The organism is Streptomyces sp. NPDC060194 (assembly GCF_042728285.1).
GTDB lineage: Bacteria > Actinomycetota > Actinomycetes > Streptomycetales > Streptomycetaceae > Streptomyces.
The window spans coordinates 1-14,743 of sequence record NZ_JBHWZH010000008.1; the positions used below are offsets into that span (position 1 = coordinate 1).

The 14,743-nt window shown below is 76.0% G+C and carries 15 protein-coding genes; 5 read left to right on the forward strand and 10 right to left on the reverse strand.

Features of this window, described 5'->3' with window-relative positions; translation table 11 throughout:
• Positions 1-142: 142 nt before the first annotated feature.
• Positions 143-406 (reverse strand): DUF5133 domain-containing protein, encoded by a 264-nt coding sequence (locus ACFWEG_RS02950; protein WP_387208494.1) that lies wholly within the window; start codon positions 404-406, stop codon positions 143-145.
• A 133-nt stretch (positions 407-539) separates the two neighbouring features.
• Between ACFWEG_RS02950 and ACFWEG_RS02955 the strand changes: the two genes are divergently transcribed.
• The gene (locus ACFWEG_RS02955; RefSeq protein WP_387208496.1) at positions 540-1,484 is read left to right on the forward strand and encodes an ADP-ribosylglycohydrolase family protein; all 945 of its coding nucleotides are present in this window, start codon (positions 540-542) and stop codon (positions 1,482-1,484) included.
• Between the two features lie 42 nt (positions 1,485-1,526).
• On the opposite strand, the gene ACFWEG_RS02960 is transcribed toward ACFWEG_RS02955, so the two are convergent.
• The 4 genes from ACFWEG_RS02960 to ACFWEG_RS02975 all read right to left on the reverse strand — a co-directional run bounded on the left by ACFWEG_RS02960 (position 1,527) and on the right by ACFWEG_RS02975 (position 4,520).
• Positions 1,527-2,201 carry a DUF4232 domain-containing protein gene (locus ACFWEG_RS02960; protein WP_387208498.1) on the reverse strand — a complete coding sequence of 225 codons (675 nt, stop codon included), beginning with the start codon at positions 2,199-2,201 and terminating at the stop codon, positions 1,527-1,529.
• 61 nt (positions 2,202-2,262) lie between these two features.
• On the reverse strand, positions 2,263-3,192 hold the full coding sequence (locus tag ACFWEG_RS02965; RefSeq protein WP_387208500.1) for a methyltransferase: 930 nt from the start codon (positions 3,190-3,192) through the stop codon (positions 2,263-2,265).
• Between the two features lie 107 nt (positions 3,193-3,299).
• Positions 3,300-3,872 (reverse strand): helix-turn-helix domain-containing protein, encoded by a 573-nt coding sequence (locus ACFWEG_RS02970; RefSeq protein ID WP_387208502.1) that lies wholly within the window; start codon positions 3,870-3,872, stop codon positions 3,300-3,302.
• A 69-nt stretch (positions 3,873-3,941) separates the two neighbouring features.
• On the reverse strand, positions 3,942-4,520 hold the full coding sequence (locus tag ACFWEG_RS02975) for a TetR/AcrR family transcriptional regulator (protein ID WP_387208504.1): 579 nt from the start codon (positions 4,518-4,520) through the stop codon (positions 3,942-3,944).
• Between the two features lie 116 nt (positions 4,521-4,636).
• Here ACFWEG_RS02975 and ACFWEG_RS02980 point away from each other — a divergent pair, with 116 nt between their 5' ends.
• Positions 4,637-5,590, forward strand: a complete 954-nt coding sequence (locus ACFWEG_RS02980; RefSeq protein WP_387208505.1) for an alpha/beta hydrolase family protein — start codon at positions 4,637-4,639, stop codon at positions 5,588-5,590.
• Between the two features lie 8 nt (positions 5,591-5,598).
• Here the strand turns inward: ACFWEG_RS02980 and ACFWEG_RS02985 are convergent, their stop codons facing one another.
• The 3 genes from ACFWEG_RS02985 to ACFWEG_RS02995 are packed head-to-tail and all read right to left on the reverse strand — an operon-like array spanning position 5,599 to position 10,174.
• Positions 5,599-6,945 carry an extracellular solute-binding protein gene (locus ACFWEG_RS02985; protein WP_387208507.1) on the reverse strand — a complete coding sequence of 449 codons (1,347 nt, stop codon included), beginning with the start codon at positions 6,943-6,945 and terminating at the stop codon, positions 5,599-5,601.
• Positions 6,945-9,701 (reverse strand): substrate-binding domain-containing protein, encoded by a 2,757-nt coding sequence (locus ACFWEG_RS02990; RefSeq protein ID WP_387208509.1) that lies wholly within the window; start codon positions 9,699-9,701, stop codon positions 6,945-6,947. The genes ACFWEG_RS02985 and ACFWEG_RS02990 overlap by 1 nt, the downstream gene beginning before the upstream one ends.
• An 8-nt stretch (positions 9,702-9,709) precedes the next feature.
• Positions 9,710-10,174, reverse strand: a complete 465-nt coding sequence (locus ACFWEG_RS02995; protein ID WP_387208511.1) for a hypothetical protein — start codon at positions 10,172-10,174, stop codon at positions 9,710-9,712.
• 151 nt (positions 10,175-10,325) lie between these two features.
• Between ACFWEG_RS02995 and ACFWEG_RS03000 the strand changes: the two genes are divergently transcribed.
• The 3 genes from ACFWEG_RS03000 to ACFWEG_RS03010 all read left to right on the forward strand — a co-directional run bounded on the left by ACFWEG_RS03000 (position 10,326) and on the right by ACFWEG_RS03010 (position 13,686).
• Entirely contained in the window at positions 10,326-11,363 is a 1,038-nt protein-coding gene (locus ACFWEG_RS03000) for an SPFH domain-containing protein (RefSeq protein WP_387208513.1), read from the forward strand.
• Positions 11,360-12,250, forward strand: coding sequence for a hypothetical protein (locus tag ACFWEG_RS03005; RefSeq protein WP_387208515.1), 891 nt, complete (start codon positions 11,360-11,362; stop codon positions 12,248-12,250). Before ACFWEG_RS03000 ends, ACFWEG_RS03005 begins: the two co-directional genes overlap by 4 nt.
• A 494-nt stretch (positions 12,251-12,744) precedes the next feature.
• The gene (locus ACFWEG_RS03010) at positions 12,745-13,686 is read left to right on the forward strand and encodes an SDR family oxidoreductase (RefSeq protein ID WP_387208517.1); all 942 of its coding nucleotides are present in this window, start codon (positions 12,745-12,747) and stop codon (positions 13,684-13,686) included.
• Positions 13,687-13,700: 14 nt separating this feature from the next.
• On the opposite strand, the gene ACFWEG_RS03015 is transcribed toward ACFWEG_RS03010, so the two are convergent.
• Both ACFWEG_RS03015 and ACFWEG_RS03020 read right to left on the reverse strand, forming a co-directional pair.
• The gene (locus tag ACFWEG_RS03015) at positions 13,701-14,291 is read right to left on the reverse strand and encodes a hypothetical protein (protein ID WP_387208519.1); all 591 of its coding nucleotides are present in this window, start codon (positions 14,289-14,291) and stop codon (positions 13,701-13,703) included.
• A 59-nt stretch (positions 14,292-14,350) separates the two neighbouring features.
• Positions 14,351-14,719 carry a (2Fe-2S) ferredoxin domain-containing protein gene (locus ACFWEG_RS03020; protein ID WP_387208521.1) on the reverse strand — a complete coding sequence of 123 codons (369 nt, stop codon included), beginning with the start codon at positions 14,717-14,719 and terminating at the stop codon, positions 14,351-14,353.
• Positions 14,720-14,743 lie beyond the last annotated feature (24 nt).

The following is a 14,743-nucleotide window of genomic DNA, read 5'->3' on the forward strand; positions in this document are numbered from 1 at the left end:
TAACCACCCACCCCCCCCATACCCCCCTCGCTGGTGGTCGGGGGGCCTCGTTTTTTTTAATACCCCCCCCCCGCCCCGGCTCCTCGGGAGCCGTGACGGGGGCGGGTCGGGCGGCCCTGCCGGTCCTACGGGTCCTACGGGTTCAGGCCGCGGCGAGGGGGGTCTCGGCCGGGGAGGCCTGCGTCGGCCGTACGGCCTCCGCCGCGCCGGCCGCCTGCCGCAGGACCGTGTCCGCCACGACGAGCGCGTCGGCGATCGTGAGCGTCGCCGTGCTCACGCACAGCGTGTACGACACGTCCTCGATCTCCCGCTCCAGCTCGTACGTCGCCCTCTGCGCGTACTGCAGCTGCGCCTCGTGGTACCGGGCGAGCAGCGAGCGGACGGTGTCCGGGTGCGGTATCAGCATGATCCACCTAGCGGGAGCGCGGGGACGAAGACGCGGTCCGAGTGCCCCCTTCGCGCGCCTCCATGCCGCGAGAACGGCACGGAGTGCCGAATTCGCGACGCGGTCGGCTTCGCGGCCCGGATACCCTGCGCGGATGCGGGGCAACCAGGAGGCACGGCGGACCCGGGCCGTCGGAGCGGTCGTCGGTTCGGCGGTGGGCGACGCGCTCGGCGGCCCGTTCGAGTTCGGCCCCGAGAACGCCTTCTCCGCCCGGTTCCCCGCGCCGGGCGCCGGCGGCGAGATGTGCGGAGGCGGCGGCTGGGATCCGGGCGAGGCCACCGACGACACCCAGATGGCGGTCCTGCTCGCCGAGTCACTCCTCGAGCGGGGCGGCCTGGACCTGGCGGACGTCTTCGCCCGCTTCCGGCGCTGGGCGGCGGCGGACCCCAAGGACATCGGTCTGCAGACGGAGGCCGTCCTCACCGGCGGCATGCCATGGGACGTCGCCGCCGCGGTGCACTTCCGAACCAGCCAGCGGGCGGCCGGCAACGGCTCGCTGATGCGGGCGTCGACCTCCGCCGTCCACTTCGCCTCCGCCGGCCGAGCGGCCACCATGGACGCGGCGCGCCGGATCGCCGCTCTGACCCACGGCGACCGCGCGGCGTGGGAGGGCACCGCGATCCTCCACGAGCTGATCCGCGTCGCCCTGGAGGGAGGCGACCCCGTCGCCGCGCTCCCGGGCGTCCTCCCGCTCGTCCACGCCGACCAACGTGAGCGCTACGCCACCGTCCTCGCGCCCGACTGGCACCCCGACCTAGCGACCGAGTTCAACGGCGCCGTGTGGCCGTGCCTGGGCTCTGCCGTCTGGGCGTTGCGCACGACCAGCGGGTTCGAGGAGGCGATCCGCGCGGCAATCGACCTCGGCGGCGACACGGACACCGTCGCCGCGGTGACCGGTGCTCTCGCGGGGGCCTGCCATGGGGCGGAGTCGATCCCCGTGCGGTGGACGGAGCCGCTGCACGTTCCTCTGCCGGGGTTCGGGGGGCGGGTGTTGCGTGGGGCGGAGCTGGCGCACCTGGCGCGGCGCCTCGCCGGCTGAATGGGCGGGAGCCACGGCGATCGACCTCGGTGGGGCGGTCGCTCACGGCGCGTGGGAGGTGACCGGGCCGACGGTGAAGGTGTCGCCGCAGATCTCCAGCGTGTCCGGGACGGGTGCGGTGAGGGCGGCGGTGTTGTTCGGGGGGTAGACCGTGAAGTCGGCGGGCTTCGTCCAGCAGTTGCCGTCGGTGACGTCGCGGCCGGGGGTCTGGACGACGGCGTGGGCGGCCTGGCCCGCCGCCAAGGTCACGTTGGCGACGGAGCCGTTGGCGGAACGGGTGGCGGGTTCGCCGATGCGCTTGCCGGTGGCGTCGGTGACGGACAGGCCCGGGTAGCCGCTGAGGGAGCAGGTTCCGGTGCCGGTGTTGGTGAGGGTCAGGTCGAAGTACCGGCTGTTCATCTCCTGCCCGGAGAAGGCGAGTCGGGCCTTGAGGTCGCCGGTGGTGCAGTCGCTCCCGCGCGCCGGCGGCGCACTGGTGGCGGAGTCGCCGGCGGTGCCGGAAGGTGCGCTCGGGACGGAACTCCCCTGCGGGGCAGGGGAGTTCGAGGAACCCTGCTCCGGCGAGGACGCGGCGGCCGAGGGAGGGGTGTCGGCGGCGTCCGAGCCGTCACCGCCCCCCGCCGCCCCGGCACCGCAGGCGGAGAGGGCCACCACGCCGCCGGCGGCGAGGGCGACGAGGAGGGGGACACGGCGGGGGTGCGCGGTGGCGGGCTTCATACGGTGCGCCTTCCCCTTCCTCCGAAAGGATGCACCTGCCATGTATATCGGCGGCGGGCCCTCAGACCCGGCGGGCGGCCCAGACCGTGCGCTCCGTGCGGACGGTGAGGTCGTCGCGGTGCAGGATGCCGTCGGGAGCGGACGGGTCGAGCAGGCGGTCGAGGGCGGCGAGGTCGGCCGGGGCGAGCTCGGGAGCGAGGGTGCCGCGCATGCGCGCCAGTCCGGCGAGGGCGTAGCAGCCGACGGTCGGGCTGTGCCCGATGCGCACGGAGAGGGTGCGCTCGCCCTCGACGGTGAAGCCGGCGGCGGCCAGCATCGTGCCCCAGTCGGCGCCGCGGTGGGGGACGTGCTCGGCGTGGAAGCCCTCGGTGGCGGCGTGCAGGCGCTCCTCCAGGCCCGGCGCCTGCGCGGGCGCGTCCGGCGGCAGGAAGCGCGGGAAGCCGGCCAGCTCGACGACGGCGAACAGGCCGCCGGGGGCGAGGCTGTCGTGGACGGCGCGCAGGGCGCGCGCGGGGTCGGCCATGTGGTGCATCGAGGCCGACGCCCACACGAGGTCGGGCGCGCCGAGGTCCGGCCAGGCGGCGGCGTCGAGGTCGGCCTGGAGGGTGCGGACCCGGTGGTCGATGCCGCGTACGCAGGCCGTGGAGCGGAGCTGCGCGAGGTGGGCGGCGGAGGAGTCGACGGCGGTGACGCGGGCCTCGGGGAAGCGGTCGAGCAGGGCGAAGGCGCCGGCGCCCGTGCCGCAGCCGAGGTCGACGATCTCGCGCGGGGCGGCGGTCAGCGGAAGCCAGTCGATGAGGGCGGCGGTGTGCTCGGCGAGGAGCTCGGCGTCCAGGTCGAGGATCTCGCCGATGTCGTCGGCGCGGTGGTCGTGCCCCGAGTGGCCGGATTCGTCGGCGTGGCCGTGGGGGGCGTGCCCGTCGTGCGCGGGGGTGCCGTGCGCGTGTGCGGCGGCGGAGTGGTGACCGGAGTGCGAGTGTGCGTGGCTCATGCCCCCACCGTAGGAGCCCCATGCGCTGGAGGCACACCTCCTCCCGATCTACGCAAGAAGGTCGCCGCAAGCGCTGCCGAACGCGCAACGACCCGCCCGACGGCCGCTCACTCCCCCTCCGCGGGCTCCCGCTGGTGCCCCCGCCGCGCGTCGCGGTCGAAGATCCCCAGGATCTCGCACGGCCCGCCCTCCGCACCGATCGCGTGCGGCATCATCGTCGGGAACTCCGCCGCCTGGTTCGTCTCCACCCGGAACCGGCGGTTCCCGAGCATCAGGACCGCCGTACCGGACAGGACGACGAACCACTCGCGCCCCGGATGGGCCCGCATCCGCGCCGGGTTGTCCGGCGGCGGCCCCGTCACCCGCTGCCGCATGACCGTCATCCCGGGGTCGCCCCTGACGCTCCACCGCAGGGACCCGTGCGCCTGGTCGACGACCGGGCTGGTGATCACGTCGTCCGTCGCCGTCTCCACGAGCTGGTCCAGCGTCGTGTCCAACGCCCGCGCCAGCGTGACTAGTTGGTCGAGGGCGAGGCGGCGCTGACCGTTCTCGATCCGGCTCAGCGAGGACTGGCTGAGGTGCGCGCGCGAGGCCAGTTCCTCCAGCGACCACCCCTGCGCGACCCGCAGGGCGCGGATGCGCTTGCGGACGAGGCCGTCGAGTTCGTCGTCTTGCGTCATGGGCAGCACTGTATGCGTCGTGCGCAGTGCGAGGCGCGCGCCGGACGCCACGCATCACCCACCGCGCGCCTACGGCCGTCGCAGCCCGTCCAGGAGGAGGGCGATCAGCCGGCGGGGGTCGTAGCGGGGGTCGTCGTCGCGGCCGATGCAGAGGTTGCCGATGCCGCGCATCAGCTCGTACGGCCGGACCTCGCGGGTGACGGCCCCGGCGGCCGTCGCGGCGGCCAGGAGGTCGGCGCAGACGGGGAGCAGCCGGTCGAGGAACCGCGCGTGCAGGTCGGCGAACCGGTCCTGGTCGGAGCGCAGGGCGTCGGCCAGGCCGTGCTTGGTGACGAGGAAGTCGGCGAAGAGGTCGATCCAGCGCCGCAGGGCGTCGAAGGGGTCGGCGGACTCGGCGAGGAAGCGCGGGCCGGCCTGCGCGCACTCCTCGATCTGGTGCTCGTAGACGGCGGCGACGAGGTCCGCGCGGGTCGGGAAGTGGCGGTAGACCGTGCCCATGCCGACCCCCGCCTCGGCGGCGATCCGGCGGATCGGGGCGTCGACGCCGTCGGTGACGAAGACGGCGGCCGCGGCGGCGAGCACCGCCCCGCGGTTGCGCTGGGCGTCCGACCTGCGGCCCCGTGACGGCGTGTCCTCGGCGGCGCTCATCCCGCACTCCTCAGGTATCGGTTGACAAAGCGGAGCGCTGTTCCGGATACTAAATGGAGCAGCGTTCCGGTTCAGCTTAGCCGAGAGCGGCGGATCTGCACGAAAGGACTCCCCCCATGAGCACGCTCACCGACGCCGTGGCCTCGACGACCCCCGTCGTCTCCTTCAGCCCCGTGACCCTCGACGTCCCGGGCCGCCCCGTAACCCTCCAGTTGAGGGTCACGGTTCCGGCGGTCGGCACCGAGCTGCCGGTCGTCCTGCTGTCGCACGGGCACGGCCCCTCGCACCACCTGTCCTCGCTCAACGGCTACGCCCCGCTCGCGCACGCCTGGGCCGCGCGCGGGTTCGTCGTCCTGCAGCCCACCCACCTCTCGTCCCGCTCGCTGGCGCACCTGGTCGCCGACGCGCCGGGCGCGCCGTTCTTCTGGCGCTCGCGGGCGGAGGACATGAGCCATGTGATCGACCGGCTCGGCGAGGTCGAGGCCGCCGTCCCCGGCCTCGCCGGCCGGGTCGACCGCACCCGGATCGGACTGGCGGGGCACTCCCTCGGCGGCTTCACGGCCTCGCAGCTGCTCGGCGCGGGCATCACCGACCCCGAGTCGGGCGGGGTCGTGCGCCTCGCCGAGCCGCGGATCGGCGCGGGCGTGCTCCTCGCCTCGCCGGGCCGGGGCGGCGACGCCCTCAACGGCCCGATGGGCCGCGAGTACCCGATCATCGGCGCGCTCGACTTCTCGACCATGACGACGCCCGCGCTCGTCGTCGCCGGCGACCGGGACGACTCCCGGCACTTCACCGACCTGGGCCCGGAGTGGCACGCCGACCCCTACCGCCTCTCCCCCGGCCCCAAGACCCTGCTCACCCTCTTCGGCGCGGAGCACGGCCTCGGCGGGATCGCCGGCTACGACGCCGCCGAGACCACCGACGAGAGCCCCAGCCGGGTGACCGCGCTCGCCGACCTCACGGCGGCATACCTCCGCGACCGGCTGTACGGCGACTCCTCGGCCTGGGACGCCGCGTGCGCGGCGCTGCTGTCCGGCCCGGACGCGGTCGGCCGGGCGGAGTCGAAATAGCGGCGCCCTCAGTCCGGCAGGGCGCGGCGCAGGGCCGCGTCGAGCCGTTCGGCCAGGACGGACTCGGCCGGGGGGTCGTCGGTGAGGAGGGGGGCCAGTTCGCTGGTGAGGGTCTGGGTGAACGCGCCGTACAGGGGGGTGCGGGGGCGTTGGACGGCCTCGCGGAGGGCGGGCAGGAGGGTCGCGGCGGCGTGCTCGGGGCGGCCTGCGGGGTCGCGCGGGAGTCCGCCGGGGTTCTCGCCGGCGGGGGCGTCCGGGGCGCCGACGGGACAGGTCACGGCGGCGTCGGTGTAGGCGGAGGTGCGGGTCGCGGCGAAGCCGGCGTCCAGCAGGCAGCGTTCGCTCCCCCGGCCGGTCAGGTACGTGATCAGCTCGGTCGCCTTCTCCGTGCGCCGTGAGGTGCGGGTGACCGCGAGGTTCTGGCCGCCGAGGACCGCGCGGCCCGGGAGGGCGGTGACGCCGAGCTCGTCGCCGTCGAAGGTCTGGCGCAGGGCGGGGTAGCCGGAGGGCCAGTGGCGGAGGAACGTGGTGCGGCCGGCGCCGAAGTCGGCGAGCGAGGCGGCCTCGTCGGACCGGGTGGCGTTTGCCAGGACGGTGGCCGGGCCGGTGCGGCGGCGCAGTTCGGCGAGCCCCTCGCCGAGTTCGGTCGCGGTGGCGGTGTAGCGGCCGGCGTCGTCGGTCAGCGTGACGTCGACGGAGGCGAACGCCTCGATCGCGTTGACGGTGCGCCCCTCGTAGGCGGCGAGCTGGGTGGTCCAGCCGCGCTCGTAGCCGGGCGGCCTGCGGTCGCCGAGGAAGGTGATCAGCCGCAGCAGGTCGCCCCAGTCGGTCCGGGTGTCGAGGTCGGGGTTCTGCACCCCGGCGGCGCGCAGGTGGTCGCGGCGGTAGTACAGCAGGCCGACGTCGCTGTTGAAGGGGGCCGCGTAGACCCGGTCGTCCCAGCGGGCGGTGGCGGCGACGGAGGGGATGACGTCGGAGTCGAGCAGGCCGTCCCCCAGCGGTTCGATCAGGTCGGCGGCGGCGAACTCGGGGACCCAGGTGACGTCGAGGTTGACGACGTCGTAGGCCGCGCTGCCGGACTGGAGCGCGCCGAGGAGCTGGCTGCGCTGCTCGTCGGCGCTGCCGGGCAGTTCGACGAGCCGGGCGCTGTAGCCGGTGCGGGCCTTCGCCTGCGCGGTGTTCCAGGCGTCGATCAGCCGCTGCCGGACGCCGTCCTTGCCGGTCACGTCGCGGCCGCTGGCGATCACGATGACGCCGGGGGTGTCGGTGGGCGCGGCGCCGGGCCGGGGCGCGCCCGGTGCGGTGCAGGCGGTGAGCGCGAGCAGGAGCAGCAGGGCGAGGGGGCGGCGGCGCATCAGTCGCGGCCCGTCCCGGTCCGGGCCACCTCGTCGTGGAGGGCGGGGCCGAGGTCGTCGTCGGCGTCCAGGCAGCGGCCGCCGGCGGCGGCGAGCCGGGCCTCGGGCCGGCGGGCGTCGCAGCCGCCGCCCTGCAGGGAGACGGTGGTGACCGGGACGTCGCTCGCCCGGGCCAGGGCCAGGACGTCGGCGAGCCGGTCGCCGGAGAGCCGGCCGGAGTCCTCGCCGTCGGTGACGAGGACGACGAGGTCGGGGCGGTCGTCGGCCTCCCCGCGCCGCTCCATGGCGGCGAGGGCGGCGAGCAGGGCGCCGGGCGGGTCGGCCTCGGCGTCGCGTACCCGGGCCCCGTCCAGGGCGCGTTCGGCCTCCGCGCGGGGGTGCCGGCCGAACGGCAGCAGTGTCCGGTGGGTGTCCGCGCCGGAGCCCAGGCCGGCGACCGACCACACCGCGTACTCGTCCCGCGCGCCGAGCCCGCCGAGCGACTGCTTCAGCAGGCCGGGGCCGCCGCTGGGGCCCTCCCAGCGGCCGGCCATCGAGCCGGAGGCGTCGAGGAGGAAGAGGACCCGGCCGGGGCCGCCGGCGACGCGGTAGTCGGCGAGGGCGGTGTCCACCGCGTCGCGGCCGGCCGCCTCCGTCAGCGGCTCGGGGTCGCGCACCAGGGAGCGGGGGACGTCGTCGGCCAGCAGCGCGCGGTCGTCGTCCGCCGCGCGGAAGCCGTCGGCGGCGAGCACCGCACGGCCCCGTCCGCCGGTGAGCCAGGCGCGGAAGCGGTCGGCGGCGCCGTCGCGTGCGGCGAGGTCCCGGTCGGCGCCGCGCCAGCGCACCCGGACGAAGACGGGCTGCAGGCCGGGGACGTCGCCCGGGTACTGCGCCGTGCGCGGCGTGCGGAGGACCTGGTCGCAGCCGAGGCCGCTCTTCATGAGGAACTCCGGCACCAGTGCGGCCGTCCGCTCGTCGGCGGCGGCGTCGTCGGGCAGCGTGCACAGCAGCTCGGCCGCGGTGGGCGACGGCGGGGTCGGCTGGGCGACGCGGGCCTCGGCGCGGGCGGGGTCGCGAGGCTCCGCCCCGGACGGCGAACCGTCGTCCGGCGTGCCGTAGAGGCCGACGGTGGCGAGCAGTCCGGTGGCGGTGAACTCCGGGTCGCTGCGCCGGACCTCGGCGTCCGGCCGGCGCTCCTGGAGCGCGTCGAGCATCGTCTCGAGCGAGGGGCCGGCCCGGTCGGCGGGCGCGTCGGCGGCGAGGTCCTCGGGGACGGCCAGCACGATCGGGGAGTACGCGAAGGGTTCGTCCGCCGGGTCGAGGGTGGCGGCGGTGTCGGTGTCCTGGTCCCGCACGACCCGTTCGGCGTCGGCCGGGGTGGCCGGGATCCACACGTCGGGCTGCGGGCCGACGTCCCGCTGCGGGTTGACGGTGTCCCCGCGCGGCTCCTGCCACGCGCCGGCCCGCCGGCCGAGCGCGGTCACCGCGTCCGCCGCGCCCGCGCTGTAGACGGTGACGCCGCCGCGCCGGCAGCCGGCGCCGTCGGTGTTGGCGGGGGACGTGAGGTAGGCGTCCGCGATCCGCCGCACGGTGGGCTCCAGGTCGGGGTCGGTGAGCACGCGTAACTCCAGGGGCGGGGTGCAGGAGGCGGCGGACGGGTCGGACGGGCCGAGCAGGACGCCCGCGGCAACGGCGAGGGCGGCGGCGAGCAGCAGTCCGGCCGCCGCGAACAGGACGCGGCGGCGTGGGACGGCGCGGAGGACGGCGACGGGCTTCCGCCGGGGCCTCGCGTCCGGGACGTGCGCGGGTGGGGCGGCTGCCGGGGCGGGCGGGGTGGTCGGATCGGGTGCGGGTGGGCCGGGGGCCTCGGCTGGTGGGGTGATCCGGTCGGGCGCCGTGGCCGCGCCCGGGTCGGGGGCGGGATCGGGCGCCGGGGCGGGCACCGCCACGGGCTTCGCACCGGAGGCGGCGATGGGTGCCGGAACGGGCGCCGGTACGGGGTCGGGGGCGGAAGCGAGGGCGTCGGGGGGCGGCGTCGGGGCCGTGAGCAGGACGTCCAGGTCCGAGTCGTGGGAGCTGCCCGGCTTCCACACGTCGTCGCGCATCGTCCGGTGCCCGGCCGCCGCCATCCGCTCCCGCAGCAGGCCCTTCAGCTCGCTGAAGCGCAGTCCGCCGCGCTCCGCCATGAGGGCGACGAGTTCGGCCGTGAACGGCGTAGGCGTGTCCGGACGGCCCGCGTCCGTACGGTGGTTGGGCTGCACGCTCGTCAGGAGCAGGATGCGCTGCCGCCGCTTGTCGTCGAAGGACTCCCAGACCCGTAACGCGTTCCCCGCGAAACAGCAGTCGAGGACGACGACGATGTGCGCGGCGCGGCTCGGCGCGAGCAGCCCCAGGAGTTCGCCGAACTGCTGCCCGCCGGGGAACACGGCGTGCGCGCCGGCCACCACCCTGGCGTTGCGCATCTGCAGGAAGAGCTCGTTGGCCGCGTTGGGGATGGCGGCGTGGCCGGCGAAGTACAGCAGCAGGACGTCCGCGGCCTCCTGGGAGAGTTCATGCAGCGCGTTCTGGAACTGCCCCTGGTCCGGGGACGCGCAGAGCCGCACGTCCTGCTCCGCGAAGACCCCGCCGCGGACCAGGGCGTCGCGCATCAGCTCCAGGTTGAGCGCGACGGCGGGGAGTTGGCCCGGAACGCCGTCGGGATGCCCGACGTGGTCGTACGCGGACACCCCGACCAGCAGGGCGCGGGCACGCCCGGTCCGCGGGTCCTGGTCGGCCACGGCGTCGCCTATCGGCCCTCGGGATCGTTCCGTTCCGCACCGGTGCGGACCTCGCCGTCGCGCCCGGCGGGGGCGTCCGCGCCGTCCTGCCCGGCGGGAGCGTCCGCGTCGCCCCGCCCGCCGGTCCCGTCGGTCCCGTCCGGCTCGTCGCGCTCGACGCGGCCCTCGGGCGGCTCGCCGTTCTCCACCTGCCTGCGGTTGGCGCGCCAGGCCTCCACGGACTGTCTGACCTGCTGGAGCAGCGCCTCGGCGGTGACGGTGCTGACCGAGGCCGCCACGACCAGGACGATCTCCTGGCTCAGCCCCATCGGCGCGCCCGGCTGGTCCCGCCGCTGGCGTTCGTGGATGTGCAGTTCGCCCGCGCGGACGAGCTCGTCCAGCGGGCTCTCCTGCTCCAGCCAGGCGTGCAGGGCGCCGATGTCGCTCTCGCCGGCCGTCCCGTCCAGGCGGATGCGGATGTCCTGCACCGTCATGGCGTTCCCCCTCCAAGGCGGATCTCATCATCGCACCGCCACCGGAGGGCGGGGAGGGGCGTGCGGGAACGGAACACATCCTTTCTCGTCCCCTTGACGATAAGAGGGTCGGCTCGTTATCGTCCTAGTGACGAAATCAAGGGGGTCCACCATGGCCGACATCACCCGGCGCCTCGGCTGGCGCCATCTGCGTTCCGCGCCCAACGCACACGTCCGCCACCACCGGCGGGGCGAACTCGCGCACGACGGGCGGGGGTTGAGCTTCTGGTTCCGCTCGCTGTCGGCCGCGCTGTCGGAGGTGCCGGTGGACGACCGGGAGCTCGCGATGGTCTTCCACGCCCGCACCGCCGACTTCCAGGACGTCTCCGTGCAGGCCACCGTCACCTACCGCGTCAGCGATCCGGGGCAGGCGGCGGAGCGGCTGGACTTCTCGATCGACCCCGACACCGGGAAGTGGCGCGGCGCCCCGCTGGAGCAGATCGGGACCCTGCTCACCGAGACGGCCCAGCAGCACACCCTCGACGTGCTCTCCCGCACCCTCCTCGCCGCCGCGCTGGTCGACGGGGTCGCCGCCGTACGGGAGCGGGTCGCCCGCGCGCTGGCCGCCGAGCCGCGGCTGCCGGCCACCGGGATCGAGGTCGTCGACGTCCGCGTGGTCGCGATCCGGCCCGAGGCCGAGGTGGAGCGGGCGCTGCGCACCCCCGCCCGCGAGCAGATCCAGCAGGAGGCCGACCGGGCGACGTACGAGCGGCGGGCCGTCGCCGTCGAGCGCGAGCGGGCCATCGCCGAGAACGAGCTCGCCAGCCAGATCGAACTCGCCCGGCGCGAAGAGCAGTTGGTCGAGCAGCGCGGCACCAACAGCCGCCGCGAGGCGGAGGAGAAGGCGGCGGCCGACGGCGTGCGCGCCGAGGCGGAGGCCGCGCGCAAGGTCCGCCTCGCGCAGGCGGAGGCCGAGGCGGTGCGGGCCGCGGGCGCGGCGCGGGCGGAGGCGCAGGCGGCGTGGCTGCGGGTGCACGGGGAGGCGTCGGCGGAGACGCTCGGGGCGCTCGCCGCCACCCGGTTGGCCGAGAACCTGCCGCGGATCGAGAGCGTCACCCTTTCGCCCGACGTCCTCACCGGCCTCCTCGACCGGCTCGGCCGTCCCGGCGCGGGTTCGGGCGGTTCGGGCGGTTCGGGCGGTTCGGCGTGAGCCTCGCCCCGCGGGCCGTCCTCGTCCACCGCCGCACCGAGTACCAGGAGCTCCTGGCCCGCCACGGCACCCACGGCCAGGCCTCGTTCTTCCTCGGCGGGCGGGGGAGGTCGATCGACGACGTCCTCGCCCGCCACGACCGTGCCGAGCAGGCCGTGCGGGCCGTCGCCGCGGCAGTCCCGCTGACCTGGCGGCAGGCGCGGGTGGAGCGGGCCGACCTGGAACGGTTCCTCTTCGGACCCGAGGACGTCGTCGTCGTGGTCGGGCAGGACGGGCTCGTCGCCAACGTCGCGAAGTACCTCGACGGGCAGCCCGTCGTCGGCGTCGACGCCGATCCGGGGCGCAATCCCGGGGTCCTCGTCCGGCACCGGTGCGCGGACGCGGCCGCGCTGCTCCGTGCGGCGGTCTCCCCGGCCGCCTCCGTCGATGCCCTCACCATGGTCGAGGCCGTCGCCGACGACACGCAGCGACTGCGCGCCCTCAACGAGGTCTTCGTCGGCCCGCCCGGCCACCAGACGGCCCGCTACCGGCTCTCCGGCGGCGGGCCCGACGAGGCGCAGGCCTCCTCCGGTGTGCTCATCGGCACGGGGACGGGTGCGACGGGGTGGCTGCGCTCCCTCTGGCTCCAGCGCGGCGGGGTCGGGCCGCTGCCCGCGCCCTGCGATCCGCGGTTGTCGTGGTTCGTCCGGGAGGCCTGGCCCTCCCCCGCGACGGGCACGTCCCGCGTGGCGGGCGTCTTGGACCGCGGGCAGTCCCTCCGCCTCGTCGTCGAGTCGGACCGCCTGGTCGCCTTCGGGGACGGGGTGGAGTCCGACGCGATCGAGCTGACGTGGGGGCAGAGCATCCGCGTGGGCGTGGCCTCGGCCTCCCTCCGCCTGGTGGTGTGACCCACCGGGCCGCCGGGACCGGTCACGGCTCCGCCGCGGGAGGCCGACCGGGGCGGACGCGCACGACGCTGCGCTGGGTACAGCGGGGTGGGGGTGGCGGTCTCCCCCTCCGGCCTACGGCCGGGGCGAGTGCGGCTTCGCCGCGGGAGGCCTACCGGGGCGGGCGCACACGACGCTGCGCTGGGCACTGTGGGCTGTGCCCACCCTTCCCCGAGCTCTCGGCTTCGCTCGAGCAGGGGAGACCCCACACGCCCTGCGGCACGATTGCCCACAGCGGGGGTGGCGGCCCACAACACCGCCGAGCCGCACAAAAAAAACTCAGCCCGGCCGGCGTTTGAGGCCGCGCGGGCGCAGCCCGTGCACGCGCCGCAGGCGCAACGCCGCCCGGCGAGGGACTGGGGGAAGGGGCGGGTGGGGGAGAAAGCCCCGAACGGCGGGGAGGCCGGGGTGGTGGTACGACGGAGGGACCGGCACGCGGGCAGAGGGAGCGGAACGTGGGCGACGACGAACGCGGCACCACCGTACCCGCCGTACCCCCCGGCCTGCGGGGACGCGTCGCCGTCGTGACGGGCGCGGCCCGCGGCGTGGGCGCCGCGCTCGCCCTGACCCTCTCCCGCGCCGGGATGCGCGTCGCCCTCCTCGGACGGGAGGAGCAGACGCTGGCCAGGACCGCCGCCGCCCTCCCCGGCGAGAGCCTCTGCCTGGAGGCGGACGTCACCGACCGCCCCGCCCTCGACCGCGCCGCCGAACGCGTCGCGCACGCCCTCGGCCCGGCGAGCGTCGTCGTCGCCAACGCCGGCATCGCGGCCGGCGGCCCCTTCGCCCGCACCGAGCCCGACCTGTGGCAGCGGGTGATCGACGTCAACCTGACCGGCGCGGCGAACACCGCCCGCGCCTTCCTGCCTCACCTGGCCCGTACCCGCGGCCACCTCCTCCAGGTCGCCTCGACCGCCGCCTTCGGCTCCGCGCCGATGATGAGCGCGTACTGCGCGTCCAAGGCGGGCGCGGAGTCGTTCGCGCAGGCCCTGCGCGGCGAGCTGGCGCCCGACGGGATCACCGTCGGCATCGCGTACCTGCACTGGACCGGCACCGACATGGTCACCGACATGGACGAGCACCCCGTCCTGAGCGCCCTGCGCCGCAACCAGCCCCGGTTCGCCCGCAAGGTCCACTCCCCCGAGCAGGTCGCCCGCTGGCTGACGGCCGGCATCGCCGACCGCCGCCCGTACGTCTACGCGCCCCCCTGGCTGCGCTGGTGCCAGCCCCTGCGCCCGCTCTTCCCCGGCCTGGTGACCCGCGTCGCCCGCCGCGAGTTCGAGCGGACCCCCGTGGCCGAACTCGGCGAGGACGTCGGCCTGTTGGGTGCGGGCGGCCGGGCCGACTGGCAGGCCTACCTCAGCCGCGGTGCCGACGGGTCTGCCGCCGCCCCCTCGTAGGGGACGGCGGCCCGTCAGCCCACGGAGAGGGTGCGGGCCGGTCTCCCCGTGGCCGGGTCGAGGTCGATGGAGTGGGATTCCCCGCCTCCGACGACGTCCAGGCGGTGGGGGCCGGACCAGGAGACGGAGACGCCGTAGGCGAAGGTGCCGAGGGACCAGCGGCGGGTGGTGGGGAAGGTGCCCTCGTCGACGTAGACGGTCCAGGTCGTGTCGATGGCGTGGACGCCTTCGACGACGGTGACGCGGCGGTCCGCGCCGCCGGGGGCGGGGTGGGTGGTGGTGTCGGGGAAGAGGGGGCCGAAGAGCATGCCGAGGCCGAGGGCGAAGAGGAGGAGGGGGACGCCGGCGAGCGCGGCGACGATGCCCGTGCGGCGCAGGCCGGTGGCGAGGAAGAAGGCGGTGCCGAGGAGGACGACGGCCGCGAGGGCGAAGAGGTACGGGTGGTGCAACAGCCGTGCGCCCCACAGGAGTCCGCCGTCGCGGGCGCACCAGGCGCCGAGCGCAGCGGCGGGTGCGAGGGCGGCGGCGGAGGCGGCGAGGCGGAGGGCCGCCCGGCGGCGCCGGGTGCGTTCGGCGGCGAACGCCTTGTCGATGGTCACGCTCATGGTCGGCCCCCCGGCTGCTCGTGGTGAGCGCACATCTCACCCCGGACGGGGTGGTGTTGTCACATCCGGCGGGGCGGCGTTGCAGCGTACAGCTCCAGGATGTCCGGCATCGGGGCGACACCGGGGCCGCCGGCCCGGACCCAGGCGACGATGTCGTCGGTGGCCCCGGCGTCGTTGACGAGCGCGAGCCAGACCGGGCGGGCGCCGGCGGCGCGGGCCGCGCCGGAGGGCTGCACGACCACGACGTTGGCCTGCTCGCAGATGTCGAGGCACTCGCTGATCCGCAGCGGGACCTCGGCGCGCAGGCGCGCGGTCTGCGCGGCGTGATCGCCGTCGACCTTCACCGTGCCGCAGCAGCAGTCCCGGCACAGCACGACCCGGCAGGGCGCGCCGGGCGCGGGTATCGGCTCGTCCGGGCTCGCGGCCATGCGGGGGCGCCTCCCTGGTGGGCC

Coding starts and splice junctions, on each gene's coding strand:
- ACFWEG_RS03000 (WP_387208513.1), top strand. CDS start 10,326: ATGGCCGACATCACCCGGCGCCTCGGCTGGCGCCATCTGCGTTCCGCG.
- ACFWEG_RS03020 (WP_387208521.1), bottom strand. CDS start 14,719: ATGGCCGCGAGCCCGGACGAGCCGATACCCGCGCCCGGCGCGCCCTGC.
- ACFWEG_RS02980 (WP_387208505.1), top strand. CDS start 4,637: ATGAGCACGCTCACCGACGCCGTGGCCTCGACGACCCCCGTCGTCTCC.
- ACFWEG_RS02985 (WP_387208507.1), bottom strand. CDS start 6,945: ATGCGCCGCCGCCCCCTCGCCCTGCTGCTCCTGCTCGCGCTCACCGCC.
- ACFWEG_RS03015 (WP_387208519.1), bottom strand. CDS start 14,291: ATGAGCGTGACCATCGACAAGGCGTTCGCCGCCGAACGCACCCGGCGC.
- ACFWEG_RS02965 (WP_387208500.1), bottom strand. CDS start 3,192: ATGAGCCACGCACACTCGCACTCCGGTCACCACTCCGCCGCCGCACAC.
- ACFWEG_RS02955 (WP_387208496.1), top strand. CDS start 540: ATGCGGGGCAACCAGGAGGCACGGCGGACCCGGGCCGTCGGAGCGGTC.
- ACFWEG_RS02960 (WP_387208498.1), bottom strand. CDS start 2,201: ATGAAGCCCGCCACCGCGCACCCCCGCCGTGTCCCCCTCCTCGTCGCC.
- ACFWEG_RS02950 (WP_387208494.1), bottom strand. CDS start 406: ATGCTGATACCGCACCCGGACACCGTCCGCTCGCTGCTCGCCCGGTAC.
- ACFWEG_RS02995 (WP_387208511.1), bottom strand. CDS start 10,174: ATGACGGTGCAGGACATCCGCATCCGCCTGGACGGGACGGCCGGCGAG.
- ACFWEG_RS02975 (WP_387208504.1), bottom strand. CDS start 4,520: ATGAGCGCCGCCGAGGACACGCCGTCACGGGGCCGCAGGTCGGACGCC.
- ACFWEG_RS02970 (WP_387208502.1), bottom strand. CDS start 3,872: ATGACGCAAGACGACGAACTCGACGGCCTCGTCCGCAAGCGCATCCGC.